Below are 14,490 nucleotides of genomic sequence, written 5' to 3' on the forward strand. Positions count from 1 at the left end.
GCTGTGCCTGTGGCGCAGCTTTTTTTATTGACATCCACACCATATAGGTGTAAATTACACATAAGAGCAATTCAGTCATATATGCAAAATACGCTCCCAATTAAGGAGGAGATTGCAATGAGTGTGTCCAAACAGCCGCCGGAAGCCCAGGAACAGTTGTTTCAAGCAGCACTTCACGTGTTTCAAGCAGCAAATGAAACCATCTTCAACACCGCTCTGACGACCGCCGGTTTCGTCAGCTACCTGCAGGAGCAGACACAAGCGCAAATGAAGGACTTGTTGAGTCAATCAGAGGAGGCGCGCAAAGCCAACCTGGAAAAAATCGAGTCGTTTATCAAAGAAACGCGCGACCTGAACAGCAACTTCCAGAGGAACATCCAGGAACTGGTCAAATCTTCCTGCAACCACTTTACTCCCTTTTTTGCAGTGGCCAAAGATCAGACGAAATGAGTCTCGCGCATGAATAACGAAAAATCGGCGTATCCATAGTGGAAACGCCGGTTTTTCATTTATGCTGCCTGACTCAGTCTGCTGCGGACATGCTCAAACATTTGGTAGGAACGAATGGCGGTTTCCAGATGAATGCGGTCCGGCTCTTTCGTCGTCAAATGTCGCTGACAAAACGCGGATGCTTTGTAGAGCAATCCGGCGTAACGACGCAGGTACTTCTCCCCCCACATGCCCAAAAGGGTTCCCACAATACCTGCAGCTACGCCCCACTCCAGCCCTGCAAACGGCAGGGTCAGCAGAAAGGAGGCAAAAAAATACATGACCAAATTGGTGGAACAACCGGCATTGACGATGTCTGCCCGGCGAATTTCCTCCAGGGCGTCCAGATTCTTTGCTCCTCCATGGCTGAAGACCTTGTGCTCCGCCCCGTGAAACTGCTTTAACTGGCGGGGGAACACGAAGTGAAAACCGGCAAGGTAGACGACCAGCCACCAGGGATTGACGACGGCCAACCGCTCATCGAGCCATGCCGCAACCAAATATCCAAGCAGACCGAGATGAAACAAGTGATAGTACCAGGGAAGGGAAAAACAGACGCGCACCCACAACTTTCCGATGGTTTGCAACGTAATTTTTTCAGCCCAAACGTGAATGACGCCGCGCTTCACTTCCGCGCAGGCCAGCACATTCCGATCGTGAAAAAAGACACCTCTGCCAAAAGAAATCCCCATGACCATGTCGCCCGGTATTCTCCTTCCTGTCAAATCTCGTTATAATAATGTGAATGTACGCAATGATGAGGAGGTTTCAAGAAATTGATCCGCATGGTTCCAACCACACCACTTACGCCGAAGCACGACCCATGGGAGCCGCTGTTTAACGCAGCACCACCGGCTTACAAGCTGACAAGCGTCGAGTTCACAGTGACCAACCTGTGCAATTTGCGTTGTGAACACTGTGCCGTCGGAGACACGTTACGGATGAAAGACGACCCTATTTTACCCGTAGACCTGATTGTCAAGCGGCTGGACGAAGCAGATGACTTGCTTACCCTCAGTATAACAGGCGGAGAGCCGATGTATAGCGAGCGTACAGTAAAAGAACTGATTCTGCCTCTGCTTCAGTACGCGGCCAAGCGCGGACTGCGAACGCAAATCAACTCCAACATGACGATGCCGTTCTCCCGTTATGAATTGATTTTACCGTACATAGACGTGATGCATATCTCCTGGAACTGGTCGACACCTGAAGAGTTCCGTGATATTGTATACGCAAAAAGCAGACAATCGGTTTCGTCGAAACAGGCAGAGGTCCTCTTCCGGACGATGAAGGAAAACGCGCGCCGTCTGGCAGATGCCGGTGTCTTCGTCTCCGCGGAGACGATGATCAATCACCGCACCTGGACACAATTGGATCGTCTTCACGATCAGATCCAGGAAATGGGCTGCCGCCGACACGAAGTCCATCCGATGTATGCCAGCGATTTTGCCCGCGACCTGCAGGTATTGACACTCGAACAGCTGCGCCAGGCAATTCACTCGCTGTTGGACAAACGCAATGAAAACCTGTGGATGCTGTTTGGCACACTACCCTTTTTCGCCTGCAGTCCGTTGGCGGAAGACCGTCAACTGATTGCACGCCTGCGCGAGGCCAGCAATGTGACCTTGCGCAACGATCCGGACGGTCGCAACCGACTAAACGTGAATGTGTTTACCGGCGATGTGACCGTGACCGACTTCGGTGACGTTGAACCGCTCGGCAACATCCAGACAGACGTCTTGCAGGACATGTTTGATCGCTGGCAGAATCACCCGCTCAATCAGAAAATCAACTGCCACTGCCCGGCCGCCAGCTGTGCCGGTCCAAATCTGCTCGTTGCCAATACCTACTACTCCGACATCAACTTTAAGGAGCGCAAAGCGCTCATCTGATGGGCAGACTATCGGTGGGAGGTGTTGTCTCATGAGCAGACGAAGAAGACCCCTCGTGCCCGATTCCCGCCAAGGACTAGACATGCTGAAAGCGCGTTTGCAGAACGTGCTGGTGCCGGAGCAGGCGAAATACCAGGCCGCCCGGACCTTGCACATCCCCCTTCAGCAAGGGTATAACGGAAACCTCACCGCCCATGACGCCGGACGGATTGGCGGTCAGCTGGGCGGCGGCATGGTAAAGGAAATGGTTCGATATGCCATGCAAATCATGCGGTAACACGCAAAATAACCCACCCGGCATGAGCTATCCTCAACCCACTCGGCGTTAGCTATCGCTGTGCCGAGTGGGGTCCCTTTCTTCGCCGGGCGGGGACCCAAATGCTTTCCTAGCGGCTGTATGGGATGTCCAATTTTATAAATTCCTAAATACCAAAAAAGGACGGAGTTCCGTCCTTTTTTCTTTTACTTCAAACGATCCAGCCGCTTCGGGCTCGGCTTGCGCGGCCCCAGTATCGTGCGGCTGATTTGGTTTACTTGATGGAAAGAGTCGAACATTTGATCAAGCACTTCAACCAGTTCCCTCATTTGCACGACCTTGCCGTGAACCCCGTCAAAATGATGGCGGACGTCCTTTCCGTTCAAACGAAACACACCAGCACCTCCTCGCCAATTTCCTCTCTATCACCCTATGCCGATCGGGCGCGGAAGGAAAATAACCAGCCCGGCATGTTTCGCCCATTTTTTATCCTAAAGCCGATAGAGTCCGGTACGGCGGTCGGCAAAGACCGGTATGCGTCCCCGCACTTCATCCACCAGGGACAGGTCAATTTCTGCTTGGACCAGTTCTTCCTGCTGCATTCCTTCCGCGACGATCTCGCCCCACGGATTGACCACAACGGAGTGCCCGCAGAAGGTGCTTTTGCCGCCATCTCCTACGCGGTTGCAGGCGACGACGAACATTTGGTTTTCGATAGCTCGTGCGATCAGCAGCTGCCGCCAATGATTCAGCCGGGGATGCGGCCACTGCGCCGACACGAACAGCACTTTTGTGCCGTTCAGCGCGTATGTACGTATCCATTCGGGAAATCGGATATCATAACAAATGACGGAGCCAGTTTTCTGACCATCCAACTCGTAAAAGCCAGGCTGCTCTCCTTCTGCCAGGTATTTCTCCTCTTCCATCAATCGGAACAGGTGAACTTTTGAATACCTTCCGATCTCATTACCGGCACGGTCAAACACAAACGTGGTGTTGTACACCTCATCTCCGACCCGTTCCGCGACGGATCCGCCAACAACGTAACTGTTCAGCCGCTTGGCCGCTTCGCTCAGCAGCGCTTTGGCGCGTTCACCGTTATCATCCGCGATCTCGCCCAGACGTTCGAGATCATAGCCGGTATCCCATAGTTCCGGCAGAATGACAACATCCGTCTTTTGTTCGGACGCGGCCAACTGATCAACATAACGGCGCACCGTATCCCTGTTTTCATCAGGTCGGCCGAATGCCACATCCATTTGGATCAGAGCGACATTCCACTTCATGAAAACTCCCCCTCATCTGTATTTTCTTTATCGTATCCTTCACTCAGGTGATGTTCAAGCAAAAAAACAAGGGAGCCAGGCTCCCTTGTTTCTCCACCTATGGTTATGAGCGAGGACGCGGGCGCCCTTCCAGGCGGTCGACGCGTTCTTCCAGACGGTTGACCCGCTGTTCCAGACGGTCAACCCGACGGTCAAGGTTTCCTACTTGCCGCTCCAGACGATCCAGCCTACGGTCGACATCATCGCGCGGAGGCGTCGGAGGCCCCGGAGGCGTCGGACGTACCGGGATGAAGAGGTTTTGCCCGACGAAGATGGAATACGGATAGGGAATGTTATTGACTCGAATCAGTTCCTGCACAGGAACGCCGAAACGGGCAGCAATGGAGTTGAGGGTATCGCCAGGTCGAACTGTGTAGTTCACTTGTACCACTCCTTCTCTTGAGAGATTCGATATTAACCTATGCCCGCCCCTGTCCGGATGTAATAAACCAATACCCATATTACTTAACAATGGGTAAACACCCATCGCTGCCAAAAAATGCAAAAACCCCCGGCGTTAACGCCAGGGGCATGAGGTGATTTACTTGAAAACCGGCTCGGCAAATTCGGCCAGCTTTTCCTTCGAGCTCTTTTCCACGTCAGCGTGCAGGCTGTTGCCGTGCGAATCCATCGTCACGATGGCGGCAAAGCCTTTTACGCGCAGGTGCCACATCGCTTCCGGAATGCCGAATTCCATGAAATCGACGCCTTCCACTTTCTCGATACAATCGGCGTAGTATTGGGCCGCGCCGCCGATTGCGTTCAGGTACACGGCTCCGTGCTCCTGCAGGGCTTTCAGTGTTTTGGCACCCATGCCGCCTTTTCCGATGACCGCGCGGATCCCAAATTTCTTGATGATGTCGCCCTGATACGGTTCCTCACGAATGCTGGTGGTCGGACCTGCCGCTTTTACATGCCATTCACCGGCTTCGTCCTTCAGCATGACCGGACCGCAGTGGTAGATAATGCCGCCATTGAGGTCTACCGGACAGTCGTGATCCATCAGGTACTTGTGCAGGGCATCGCGGCCGGTGTGCATCAGGCCGTTGATGATCACCACATCGCCCACCTTCAGGCTGCGGATTTGCTCCTCGGTAATCGGCGCTTCCAGCACTACCTCACGCCGCTCGCCGGAATTTTCTGCCACTGCCGGTGTCATGTCCATTTCTACATGCTCGTCTTTATACAGGTAACGAGTGATTTCGCCCGTCTCCGGATTAATGCGAACACCCTGGCGACGGAACGCCCAGCAGTTGTACGCTACGGAGACAAAGAAGCTTGCCGGCAGTCGGTTTTCCACGCCGATTTTGCAGCCGAGCAGTGTGGAGTTGCCGCCGAAGCCCATGGTACCGATGCCCAGTTGATTGGCCGTTTCCATGATATACTTCTCCAGTTCGGCCAGCGTCGGATTCGGGTTTACATCATCGACGCGGCGGAACAGCTGGTGCTTTGCCAGCGCATACCCGGAGGTACGATCGCCGCCGATGCCGACGCCGATGAAGCCCGCACTGCATCCTTGTCCTTGCGCCTGATACACGGCATGCAGAATGCACTTGCGGATGCCGTCGAGGTCGCGGCCTGCCTTGCCCAGGCCTTCCAGCTCACAGGGAAGGGAGTACTGAATGTTTTTGTTCTCACAGCCGCCGCCTTTGAGGATCAGCTTGATTTCTACTTCGTCTTCTTCCCACTGTTCGAAGTGGATCACAGGCGTACCCGGACCGAGGTTGTTCCCGCTGTTCTCACCGGTCAGGGAGTCTACGGAGTTGGGACGCAGTTTGCCGGTTTTCGTCGCTTCCGCAATCGCCTCGTGAATCGCTTTCTTGATCACCAGTTGGTTTACGCCTACCGGTGTCTTGATTTCAAAGGTTGGCATTCCCGTATCCTGACAGATCGGCGATACGTTCTCTTCAGCCATTTTGATGTTTTGCGCGATGGTGGAAAGAGAGAGGGCGGAACGAGTGCCCAAATCTTCTTTCACTTTCGCCGCATTGATGGCGTGGCGCACATCAGGCGGCAGATTGGTAGACGTTTCGGTAATCAGTTCCAGAATGCTTTGCTTGATTTTATCCATCTATGTCGCCCCTTTAGATCGAGTGGGTACATCGTAGGTACCTTAAACCGCCTACTATTATACCACACCCCCCCGTTGACTGTCCGTAGATTTATCGTGTGAGTGGTGCATCGGGCAGCATCTTGAAACGTTCACCGCTTTCTGCCGTCCAATGAGACAGACAGACTCGACAAAGGGGGAATTGTTTTTGAAGAAACACATGGTATGGTTTCTCATTTGCGCCATCCTCATCGCCGTCGCTCCCGTCTTCTTCACGACCTCTTCGCTGATGGAAGAAGAGGCGGTTGCCGCAGACTCGGAGCAGCTGCCGGTTGTCGGCTCCTATGACAACCTGAAAAAACTGCTGAAAAAGGAGTGGGAGAATGGAAATACCATCCGTTACGCCACCCTGGCAGACATGCGAACCGGGTCCGCTCCGGCCGCGAGCGCTCCCGCTGCAAGCCAGTCGAAATCGGTTCAAGAGGCAGCGGTCGACTACTCCAGCACCAACGTGCAGGTAAAAGGCGTTGACGAAGCAGACGTGATCAAAACAGACGGTACTTACCTGTATCAGGCGACAAACGACGAGGTACGAATCATCAGGGCCTACCCGGCTAACAGCATGCAAGTGGTGAGCCGCCTGCCCTTTTCTGAAAAACGGTTCCATCCGCTGGAGCTTTACGTGGACGACAGCCGCCTGATCGTCATCGGGCACGCCGATCACGACCGGTTCCGCTACGACCCTTCCATCGCGGGCTATCATCTGCACAAAACGACAAAAGCGATGGTGTACGATCTAAAGGACAAATCCAATCCGAAATTAACCCGCGAATTGGAGCTGGAAGGACAGTACCTCTCCTCTCGCAAAATCGGCTCCAATCTCTATCTGGCCGCGAACAAGTACATCGACCTCTACACCATAATGGAACGAGACACCGAAGATCCGGCACCTGTTTACCGAGACAGTGCGCTTGGCGAGAGCTACCAGTCGATCGCCTACGATAAGATCCGGTATTTTCCCGAAGCGCTCAAGCCCGACTACCTGCTGGTGGGCGGAATCAACCTGGATAAACCGAAGCAAGGCCTCCAGGTAAGCGCCTACCTGGGAGCGGGAGAAAACGTATACGCTTCGTTTGAAAACCTGTACGTCGCAACCAACGTGATCGTCCCAACCTTCCGCGAAAAGGCTGGCATCTCCATCGTCTGGGACCGGCAACCGCCAACACAATCTGACACGCACATCTACCGGTTCGCCATGAAGGACGGATCCGTCACCTACTCAGGGAAAGGGGTCGTACCCGGCCGCATCCTGAACCAGTTCTCCATGGATGAATACAAGGGACACCTGCGGATCGCCACCACCAGCGGCGACATGTGGAGGACCGGCGAACACACCTCGAAAAATAACGTATACGTCCTGAACAGCAGTCTGAAGATCGCCGGCAAACTGGAGGGCGTGGCGCCCGGCGAGCGCATCTACTCCGCGCGTTTCATGGGTGACCGCGCCTACCTGGTGACGTTTAAAAAAGTAGACCCGCTGTTCGTTCTCGACATGAAACAGCCGACGGATCCCAAAATTTTGGGAGCGCTGAAAATTCCGGGCTACAGCGATTATCTCCACCCGTACGACGAACATCACATCATCGGTTTCGGCAAGGATACGGTGGAAGAGAAAGACATGGCGCTCTACCAGGGGATGAAAGTGGCGTTATTCGACGTGAAAGACGTTTCCAGGCCGGTGGAAAAATTCAAGGAGCTGATCGGTGACCGCGGAACCGACTCGGAGCTGTTGCGCAATCACAAAGCGCTGCTCTTTTCCAAAGAAAAGAAGCTTCTTGCCTTCCCCGTCACCTTGATGCAGCGCAGTCAGTCGTCGTCCGCGCAAAACAGTCCCCGTGAATACGGCACTTTCCAGTTCCAGGGAGCGATGATCTACCGGCTGGATCTGCAATCCGGCTTCTCTCTTCGCGGGAAAATCACGCATCTGAGTGAAGAGGACTTCAAGAAAGCCGGAGACGGCTGGTATGAGAGCGACAAAAACGTCGAGCGAGTCCTCTACATCGGCGATACGCTTTATACGATTTCCAAAGGGGCTGTGCAGGCACACCAACTCTCTTCCCTCCGGCTGGTCAAGTCGCTCTCGCTGAAATAGGAGAGGGCCTCTATTACCCTATCAAATTCTGTGCTAAGATGAGGGTAAACACCAGATAGAAAGGGTGTTATCCGTTTTGAAATACCTGGACCTAAACGTCACGTCCACGCTTTCAGGCGTTGCGGCTGTCCTTTTTGTGGCCTTTATCCGCCTGCACTGGCCGTTTCGCTTTCAATACATGGGCAACTTGTACAAGCGAAAACCCGACAAGATGATGCGCTGGCTAGACGCTTCCTATCGAAAAAACCGCACTCGAACGGTAGCGATGCTGGATAAGTCGACGCACGAAATCATGGCCGGCAATTACGAACTGGCGGAAAAGTTTATCGCCCAAGGCTTGAACGTCTGCAAGGAACGCCCCTCGCTGTTCAACCAGGCGATGATTCACTACCTCTTCTACAATCTGGCCATCGTCTACTTTACCCGCGGCCGTTACACCGATGCGCTGGACATTGCTTTCCGCGTATATCGCCGCGATCATTCGCTCGTCAACGCATTGGGCATTATCATCTGCGCCCATGCCCGCCTGGGCGATATCCAGCATGCCGTGGAAGCTTTCGAACTGATTGCCAAAAAGCGCTCGGAGCGTCAGCTCAAACTCTTCTGCCTGGCGGAAATTGAAGCCGCCAAAGGGAATTTTGAACGGGCTGTTTCCCATCTGAATCAGCTGCTGACACTTTCTCCGTCCTGCACGTTGCACTTGAGCCGAACGGAAATCGAAAAACGGCTGGAAGAATGGACAAAAGCCTCTACCCAAGCTGGGTGAGGCTTTTTATTTGGTCCGTACCATTTCAATCGTCTGTTTGAGAAAAGTGGATATGTCCCCCTGTAAGATGGGACCGTGACCAGTGGCCAACAGCTCGATGGGCCATTCGAGCAATACCTCCAGTCCTTCGGCAAAGGCCTTCGCTTTTTCAGGTTCCTGCTGCTTCCATTTTTGGACAAACTGCAAATACGCTTGCCGTTGCTCCGCTCCATAGCCAACGACTTCTCCCAGAGGAGCTGCGAAAAAGCATACGTGGTCGCCGACAAAACAAACTCTCGTCTCCGGGTCGAAAAAAGCAACTGACCCTTCCGTGTGAAAGGGCAGTTGGCGAAACCGCAGGTGCGGAACGTCGCCCCCGCTGCCGGTAAACGTATGTCCGAACAAATTTTGGGAAAAGTCATCCAATTCATAGTAGTCGTCCAGATGAATCCAGCAGTTGCGGGCCGGAAACAAGTCGGCGTTTCCGATATGATCAGCGTGGCGATGGGTAAAATAAACTTGTTCGATCCTCTCTTCCACCGCGCCAATCTGCCTAAGCGCCTGCTGAAAATAGGGACGGTGCTTTCGCAGGTGAGAATCGATGAGAAGAAACGTGTTGTTTTTTGCGATCACGTAGCTGTTGATGTAACTCTTCCACGCTTCTTCATACGTGAGAATGGCCCAGATGCTGTCGGCGATTCTTGTCGTCATGTTGGTCAATCTCCCATCTCTCCTCTCCTTCCGAAAAATCTTTATCAACATTATACACTATTGTACGAAAGAATGAGCTGTGAAAGACGCACCATTTTCCACTGTTATCCAGATACGTTCATCAATCCGACGCACGCTGAGCGGCATGCCGAAAAAACGACTCAGTTCTTCTTTGGACAATACGCTGCGCGCGTCGCCCGAGCGGTAAATCCTGCCTGCTTTCAGCAGCATCGTGTGGGTAAAACAGGGCAGGATTTCTTCGATGTGATGCGTCACATACAGAAGTGTCGGTCCTCCCGGCTGTTTTGCAATCTGCCCGATCATGGCCAGCAGTTGTTCCCGCGCCAGCAGATCCAATCCGGTACACGGCTCGTCGAGAATCAACAGCCGCGGGTCAGCCATCAGCGCCCGGGCGATCAGGACCTTTTGCCGTTCCCCCTGGGACAAGGTGCGGTAAGGGCGCTCCATCAGGGCTTCGCAGTCAAATGTCCGCATGAGCATCAACGCTTTTTCCACGTCGGCTGCATCTGGTTCCTCATACAGACCGATGGAGGCATGCTTGCCGCTTAATACGATCCGCTCGGCTGTTTCATGTTCATGAAGCTGCTCCATCATTGATGGGCTGACCCATCCGATCCGCTTCCGCACCTCCCGCACATCAGTCTGGCCGTACCGCTCGCCAAAGACCGTCACACTTCCCGTCGTTGGCCATATGTAGCCGTTGATCATGTTCAACAGTGTGGTTTTGCCTGAGCCGTTCAAACCGACGAGGCACCAGTGTTGCCCCGCTTCCACCTGCCAGTTGATGTCCTGCAAAATGGTTCGTTCTTCACGCTGCCAGGATACGTCTTGCATGTCGAGGATCCATTGTTCATGCACGACTGCCATCACCCCCATAAAAATTCAGACTATTACAAGTATACTAGGATTGAAAGGGAATGGCACGAGAGAGATTTTGAGATTTTGTTGTCATATTGACGTTCACTCAAACTCCGCTTCCTTCCGCAGTATCTCTTCACGCGAGATTTGGAGTGCAGCCTGCGGACCCAGGAACCGATCCTTGTAATAGGCCAGATCCATTAGGAGCAAAAGGACGAACATCCCGATCAGGGCGTAACCGGCTGTCTGATTGGGCGGGATCACCATGACGATGCAAATGAAGCCAATCCAGATGAGGCTCAGGATATTGATCGGCTTGCTCCAGCTGCCGAGATTCCAGGGTCCGTAGTGCTTGGGCTGAAAAACGCCTTTGGCTTCCGCCCGCAGCTTCAGATACAGCGGAATGCCGTAAGCGACGTACAAGCCTACCACGCTTACCGCTGTCAGGAAAGCCAGCGTTGTGTAGCTGGTGTCGGGATTGGCGCGCTTGAGAATGTAATCAAAGAGTGCCAGCGCAAACGAGAGAATGACAACCAGCCAGATGGCTTTGGCGGGTGTTCGAAATTTGCGGGAAATCTCGGCCCAGTGCCGGCTCCAGGGCATGCCCTTGTCGCGGGAAAATGCGTAGAGCATGCGAGAAAACGACGTGACGGAAGAGAGGCCGCAAAACCACATGGCGAAGGTGACCAGCCAGAGAATGACTGTCCCGAACGTGCCGCCCAGCGCTTCGCTTATCACGTAAATAAAGGCGTTGTCCGAACCGCTCGCAGCTGCGGCATCCTTGATGGAAAGCGTGACGAAGGCAAGCATGATAAATCCGAAGATAAAGGAAAAGGCAACGGAAGTAAAAATGCCCCAGGCTGCCCGCACACGCGGATGGATCGTCTCTTCGATCGTGTGGGCGGAGGCGTCGTAGCCGGTGAATGTCCACTGCGCCTGCAAAAGTCCAATGAAAAACGCGATGGCGTAGGGTTTGTCGGAAAAGGTCTGCCCCATCTGGAACAGATAGTCGAGCGGTTGCAGGTTGTGCCTGGTGAAAAAGGCAAGGCTGACCACCAGAATGATGACCACGCCGATGTGGTACCACGCGGAAAAGTCATTCAACCGCGCGACCAGCCGGATACCGATGTGGTTAAAGATGCCGTGAAGCAGCAGAGTAATCCCAAACAAAATCAGCGTCGTCGTATCCGTGGAGGTGTAGCCGAACGCGCTGGCCAGAAGCGGGTCTGCGAACAGGGCGAACGAATAGTCGATGCCGGCGACGATTCCAATCTGACCGATCAGGTTGATCCACGCGGTATACCAGCCCCAGCGCTTGTTGGCGAGAATGGCCGCCCAATGGTACAAGGCACCCGCTGTGGGAATGGCGGACGCCAACTCCGCCATGGAAGCGGCAATCAACAGGACAAACAAGGCAACAAGGGTCCAGCCCAGTCCCATCATGCCGGGACCGCCGTACGTCAAACCGTGCCCGTAGAGCGAGACCGCTCCGGTCAGGATGGAGATAATGGAAAAGGAGATCGCGAAGTTCGAAAAACCGCCCATGTCGCGAAGCAGCTCCTGGGCGTAACCGAATTTGTTCAAATCCCTTTTATCCTCCAGCAACTGCCGCTTTTTATCCGGTTCCATGCGGATCCCTCCCCTCAATTCGTATTTTGTTTGGAACCGAGAAAGCTTTCATGACGCCTCTCGTCAAACTGGCGAACGCTTTCATTGGCCCGATACCCAATGGCTACGGCAACACCGATGGTAAAAAACACTAACAGCACCCCGACCAGCAGCATGCTTTTCCCCCCTCGCGTTTAAAAGTAATGGCAGGTGATGCCGCCGTCCACCTGCAGCATGGCCCCGTTGGTCCAGTCAGATTCGTCGGAGGCCAGGTACATGGCGCAGTAAACGATGTCCTCCGGTCTCCCAAAGCGGCCAGATGGCTGCCGATTCAACCGGATGCGTTTCGCCTCCTCATCTTTCACCAGCCATTCCGTCAAAAGCGGTGTCTCGATCGGACCGGGACATATCGCATTGGCACGGATCCCGTTCGGTCGGAATTGGATGGCAAGTGAGCGGGTCAGTGACACAACCGCTCCTTTGGAAGCGGTATAGGCGTCCTGGGGCACGCTGCAGCCCATAAAGGCGACGAACGAAGCAATGTTGATGATGGAGCCTCGTCCCTGTTTCATCATTTCCGGTATCACATGCTTGCAGGTGAGAAAAATGCCGCGGACGTTCACGGCCATCACCTGATCCCAGACCTCAACGGACGTATCGATCACAGAGTGATCCTCTGCCGGCATGATCCCGGCGTTGTTGTACAACACGTCAATCCTGCCGAAGCGTTCCACGGTTTGTTCCACGGCGGTCTTCACGCTCTCCTCATCCGCTACATTGCAGGGGAAAAACGATGCGTCCCCGCCGGCGGAGAGAACACGATCCACCGTCTGCTGCCCTGCCTTTTCACTGATTTCAAAAACCGCTACCTTTGCTCCTTCCCTGGCAAACATTTCTGCGGCCGTCTGTCCCATGCCGCTACCCGCTCCCGTAATGATGCACACTTTGTCCTGCAATCGCATGGTTATTCCTCCATATCCTTATCCTTGTTCAAAATAACGCGCCCGTTCCCAAGAGGTCACAACAGATTGAAATGCCTGCTGCTCCACACGTGCCGTGTTCCAGTAATGCTCCGCCGCTTGTTCCCCAAGCACTTCCCGTACCGCGTCGCTCTCCTTCCAGAGCGCCATCGCTTCATACAGCGAATACGGCACCCGCGGCACGCCCCTTGCCGAGTAGGCGTTCCCTTTCCACTCCTCCGGCAGCGGCAGCTTCTGCTGGATGCCCAGCAATCCGGAGCCAATCATGGCGGAATAGGCCAGATAGGGGTTGATGTCTGCACCCGGTATGCGTGACTCGATGCGCAAGCTTTTTTCTTCCCCGACGATGCGCAGACCGGACGTCCGGTTGTCGTGGCTCCAGACGGCGTGTACCGGCGCCCAGCTGTCCGGAGCGTAGCGTTTGTACGAGTTGACAGTCGGCGCGTAAAAAAGGGAGAAGTCCCGCACATAGGCAATGACTCCTGCAAGAAAGTGCTGCATGATCATGGACATGCCGTACGGCTGAGCTTCGGGATCGTAAAACAGATTGTGCTTTCCATCAAGATCCCGCAGGCTGACGTGCAGGTGTCCGCTTGAGCCGGTCCACTGATGATGCGGCTTCGCCATGAAGGTGATGGCGTAATCCTCCTGCATGCAGATTTCCTTTGCCCCGTGTTTGAAAATGACATGGCGGTCGGCGGAAACAAGAGCTTCGTCGTACAGTACATTGATCTCGTGCTGGCCGGTGTACGCCTCTCCCTTGGAGGACTCAATCGGGATTCCAGCCTGCACCATATGATTGCGAATCTTCCGAAAAATTTTTTCATTCCTTGTTCCCTGCAGCAGGTTGTAGTCTTCATTGTAGTGGCCGGCCGGCTGGAAGCGTTCGTATCCTTGATGATGGATCTCCTCATAAGTCTGGCGGAACAGGTAAAATTCCAGTTCACTCGCCATGTACGGGCGAAACCCTGATTCTGCTGCTTTTTGCAATTGCCGTTTCAACACGCTGCGCGGAGCGATGGGAATGAGCTCGCCTGTTTTCTCGTCCACCGCGTCTGCGAGCACCAGCGCTGTTTTCTCCTGCCAGGGAATGACACGCAGCGTGGACCAGTCTGGCTTGGCAAGCCAATCGCCGTAGCCGCTCTCCCAGTTCATCAGGGAGTAGCCCGACGGTGTATTCATCCCCATGTCCGTTCCGAGCAGATAGGTGCAAAAATGCGTTCCTTTACGCAGGCCGCCGCGCAGGCAGTAGTCCGCCGTCAATCGCTTTCCCATCAGGCGCCCCTGCATATCAATGATGGCGATCATCAAATTGTCGACTGCCCCTTGCCTCATGGCCCGTTCCAATTCGTCCACCGTGAGTAAGCCTGTATAGCTCTCTGCCATCTCGGGTTCCTCCTTTC

16 protein-coding genes are annotated in these 14,490 nt (G+C 54.1%); 5 read left to right on the forward strand and 11 right to left on the reverse strand.

Translation table 11 applies throughout. The features are described from left to right. Positions 1-117: 117 nt before the first annotated feature. Positions 118-450 (forward strand): hypothetical protein, encoded by a 333-nt coding sequence (locus tag ACE99V_RS04965; protein ID WP_400490110.1) that lies wholly within the window; start codon positions 118-120, stop codon positions 448-450. 59 nt (positions 451-509) lie between these two features. On the opposite strand, the gene ACE99V_RS04970 is transcribed toward ACE99V_RS04965, so the two are convergent. Then, complete coding sequence (locus ACE99V_RS04970; RefSeq protein ID WP_400490109.1) at positions 510-1,187, reverse strand: DUF1385 domain-containing protein; 678 nt, start codon at positions 1,185-1,187, stop codon at positions 510-512. A gap of 78 nt (positions 1,188-1,265) precedes the next feature. Between ACE99V_RS04970 and yfkAB the strand changes: the two genes are divergently transcribed. Next, positions 1,266-2,381 (forward strand): radical SAM/CxCxxxxC motif protein YfkAB, encoded by a 1,116-nt coding sequence (gene yfkAB / locus ACE99V_RS04975; RefSeq protein WP_400490108.1) that lies wholly within the window; start codon positions 1,266-1,268, stop codon positions 2,379-2,381. 31 nt (positions 2,382-2,412) lie between these two features. Next, entirely contained in the window at positions 2,413-2,658 is a 246-nt protein-coding gene (locus tag ACE99V_RS04980) for a small, acid-soluble spore protein, alpha/beta type (protein ID WP_400490107.1), read from the forward strand. Positions 2,659-2,843: 185 nt separating this feature from the next. On the opposite strand, the gene ACE99V_RS04985 is transcribed toward ACE99V_RS04980, so the two are convergent. The 4 genes from ACE99V_RS04985 to ACE99V_RS05000 all read right to left on the reverse strand — a co-directional run bounded on the left by ACE99V_RS04985 (position 2,844) and on the right by ACE99V_RS05000 (position 6,033). Continuing rightward, on the reverse strand, positions 2,844-3,032 hold the full coding sequence (locus ACE99V_RS04985; RefSeq protein WP_400490106.1) for a hypothetical protein: 189 nt from the start codon (positions 3,030-3,032) through the stop codon (positions 2,844-2,846). Positions 3,033-3,128: 96 nt separating this feature from the next. Next, on the reverse strand, positions 3,129-3,923 hold the full coding sequence (locus ACE99V_RS04990; RefSeq protein WP_400490105.1) for a carbon-nitrogen family hydrolase: 795 nt from the start codon (positions 3,921-3,923) through the stop codon (positions 3,129-3,131). Between the two features lie 103 nt (positions 3,924-4,026). Further along, a complete protein-coding gene (locus ACE99V_RS04995) occupies positions 4,027-4,344 on the reverse strand; it encodes a LysM peptidoglycan-binding domain-containing protein (protein ID WP_400490104.1) in 318 nt (105 codons plus the stop codon). A 159-nt stretch (positions 4,345-4,503) separates the two neighbouring features. After that, entirely contained in the window at positions 4,504-6,033 is a 1,530-nt protein-coding gene (locus ACE99V_RS05000; protein ID WP_400490103.1) for a fumarate hydratase, read from the reverse strand. Positions 6,034-6,220: 187 nt separating this feature from the next. Between ACE99V_RS05000 and ACE99V_RS05005 the strand changes: the two genes are divergently transcribed. Beyond that, a complete protein-coding gene (locus tag ACE99V_RS05005) occupies positions 6,221-8,164 on the forward strand; it encodes a beta-propeller domain-containing protein (RefSeq protein ID WP_400490102.1) in 1,944 nt (647 codons plus the stop codon). A gap of 76 nt (positions 8,165-8,240) precedes the next feature. After that, positions 8,241-8,930 carry a tetratricopeptide repeat protein gene (locus ACE99V_RS05010; protein ID WP_400490101.1) on the forward strand — a complete coding sequence of 230 codons (690 nt, stop codon included), beginning with the start codon at positions 8,241-8,243 and terminating at the stop codon, positions 8,928-8,930. A gap of 6 nt (positions 8,931-8,936) precedes the next feature. Here ACE99V_RS05010 and ACE99V_RS05015 read toward each other — a convergent pair whose 3' ends face one another. The 6 genes from ACE99V_RS05015 to ACE99V_RS05040 form a co-directional block, all read right to left on the reverse strand. Next, the gene (locus ACE99V_RS05015) at positions 8,937-9,629 is read right to left on the reverse strand and encodes an MBL fold metallo-hydrolase (RefSeq protein ID WP_400490100.1); all 693 of its coding nucleotides are present in this window, start codon (positions 9,627-9,629) and stop codon (positions 8,937-8,939) included. Positions 9,630-9,677: 48 nt separating this feature from the next. After that, a complete protein-coding gene (locus ACE99V_RS05020) occupies positions 9,678-10,475 on the reverse strand; it encodes an ABC transporter ATP-binding protein (protein WP_400490140.1) in 798 nt (265 codons plus the stop codon). 126 nt (positions 10,476-10,601) lie between these two features. After that, positions 10,602-12,128 (reverse strand): amino acid permease, encoded by a 1,527-nt coding sequence (locus tag ACE99V_RS05025; RefSeq protein WP_400490099.1) that lies wholly within the window; start codon positions 12,126-12,128, stop codon positions 10,602-10,604. 14 nt (positions 12,129-12,142) lie between these two features. Then, positions 12,143-12,283, reverse strand: a complete 141-nt coding sequence (locus ACE99V_RS05030; RefSeq protein ID WP_400490098.1) for a hypothetical protein — start codon at positions 12,281-12,283, stop codon at positions 12,143-12,145. 18 nt (positions 12,284-12,301) lie between these two features. Continuing rightward, a complete protein-coding gene (locus ACE99V_RS05035; protein ID WP_400490097.1) occupies positions 12,302-13,069 on the reverse strand; it encodes an SDR family NAD(P)-dependent oxidoreductase in 768 nt (255 codons plus the stop codon). Between the two features lie 18 nt (positions 13,070-13,087). Beyond that, positions 13,088-14,473 (reverse strand): glutamine synthetase family protein, encoded by a 1,386-nt coding sequence (locus ACE99V_RS05040; RefSeq protein ID WP_400490096.1) that lies wholly within the window; start codon positions 14,471-14,473, stop codon positions 13,088-13,090. Positions 14,474-14,490 lie beyond the last annotated feature (17 nt).

Source organism: Brevibacillus soli (assembly GCF_044759095.2).
Lineage (GTDB): Bacteria > Bacillota > Bacilli > Brevibacillales > Brevibacillaceae > JBIYSM02.

Excerpts from the sequence above, each read along its gene's own strand:
- ACE99V_RS04965 (WP_400490110.1), top strand. The coding sequence starts at position 118 with ATGAGTGTGTCCAAACAGCCGCCGGAAGCCCAGGAACAGTTGTTTCAA.
- ACE99V_RS04970 (WP_400490109.1), bottom strand. The coding sequence starts at position 1,187 with ATGGTCATGGGGATTTCTTTTGGCAGAGGTGTCTTTTTTCACGATCGG.
- ACE99V_RS04980 (WP_400490107.1), top strand. The coding sequence starts at position 2,413 with ATGAGCAGACGAAGAAGACCCCTCGTGCCCGATTCCCGCCAAGGACTA.
- ACE99V_RS04990 (WP_400490105.1), bottom strand. The coding sequence starts at position 3,923 with ATGAAGTGGAATGTCGCTCTGATCCAAATGGATGTGGCATTCGGCCGA.
- ACE99V_RS05000 (WP_400490103.1), bottom strand. The coding sequence starts at position 6,033 with ATGGATAAAATCAAGCAAAGCATTCTGGAACTGATTACCGAAACGTCT.
- ACE99V_RS05020 (WP_400490140.1), bottom strand. The coding sequence starts at position 10,475 with ATGCAAGACGTATCCTGGCAGCGTGAAGAACGAACCATTTTGCAGGAC.
- ACE99V_RS05025 (WP_400490099.1), bottom strand. The coding sequence starts at position 12,128 with ATGGAACCGGATAAAAAGCGGCAGTTGCTGGAGGATAAAAGGGATTTG.
- ACE99V_RS05030 (WP_400490098.1), bottom strand. The coding sequence starts at position 12,283 with ATGCTGCTGGTCGGGGTGCTGTTAGTGTTTTTTACCATCGGTGTTGCC.
- ACE99V_RS05035 (WP_400490097.1), bottom strand. The coding sequence starts at position 13,069 with ATGCGATTGCAGGACAAAGTGTGCATCATTACGGGAGCGGGTAGCGGC.
- ACE99V_RS05040 (WP_400490096.1), bottom strand. The coding sequence starts at position 14,473 with ATGGCAGAGAGCTATACAGGCTTACTCACGGTGGACGAATTGGAACGG.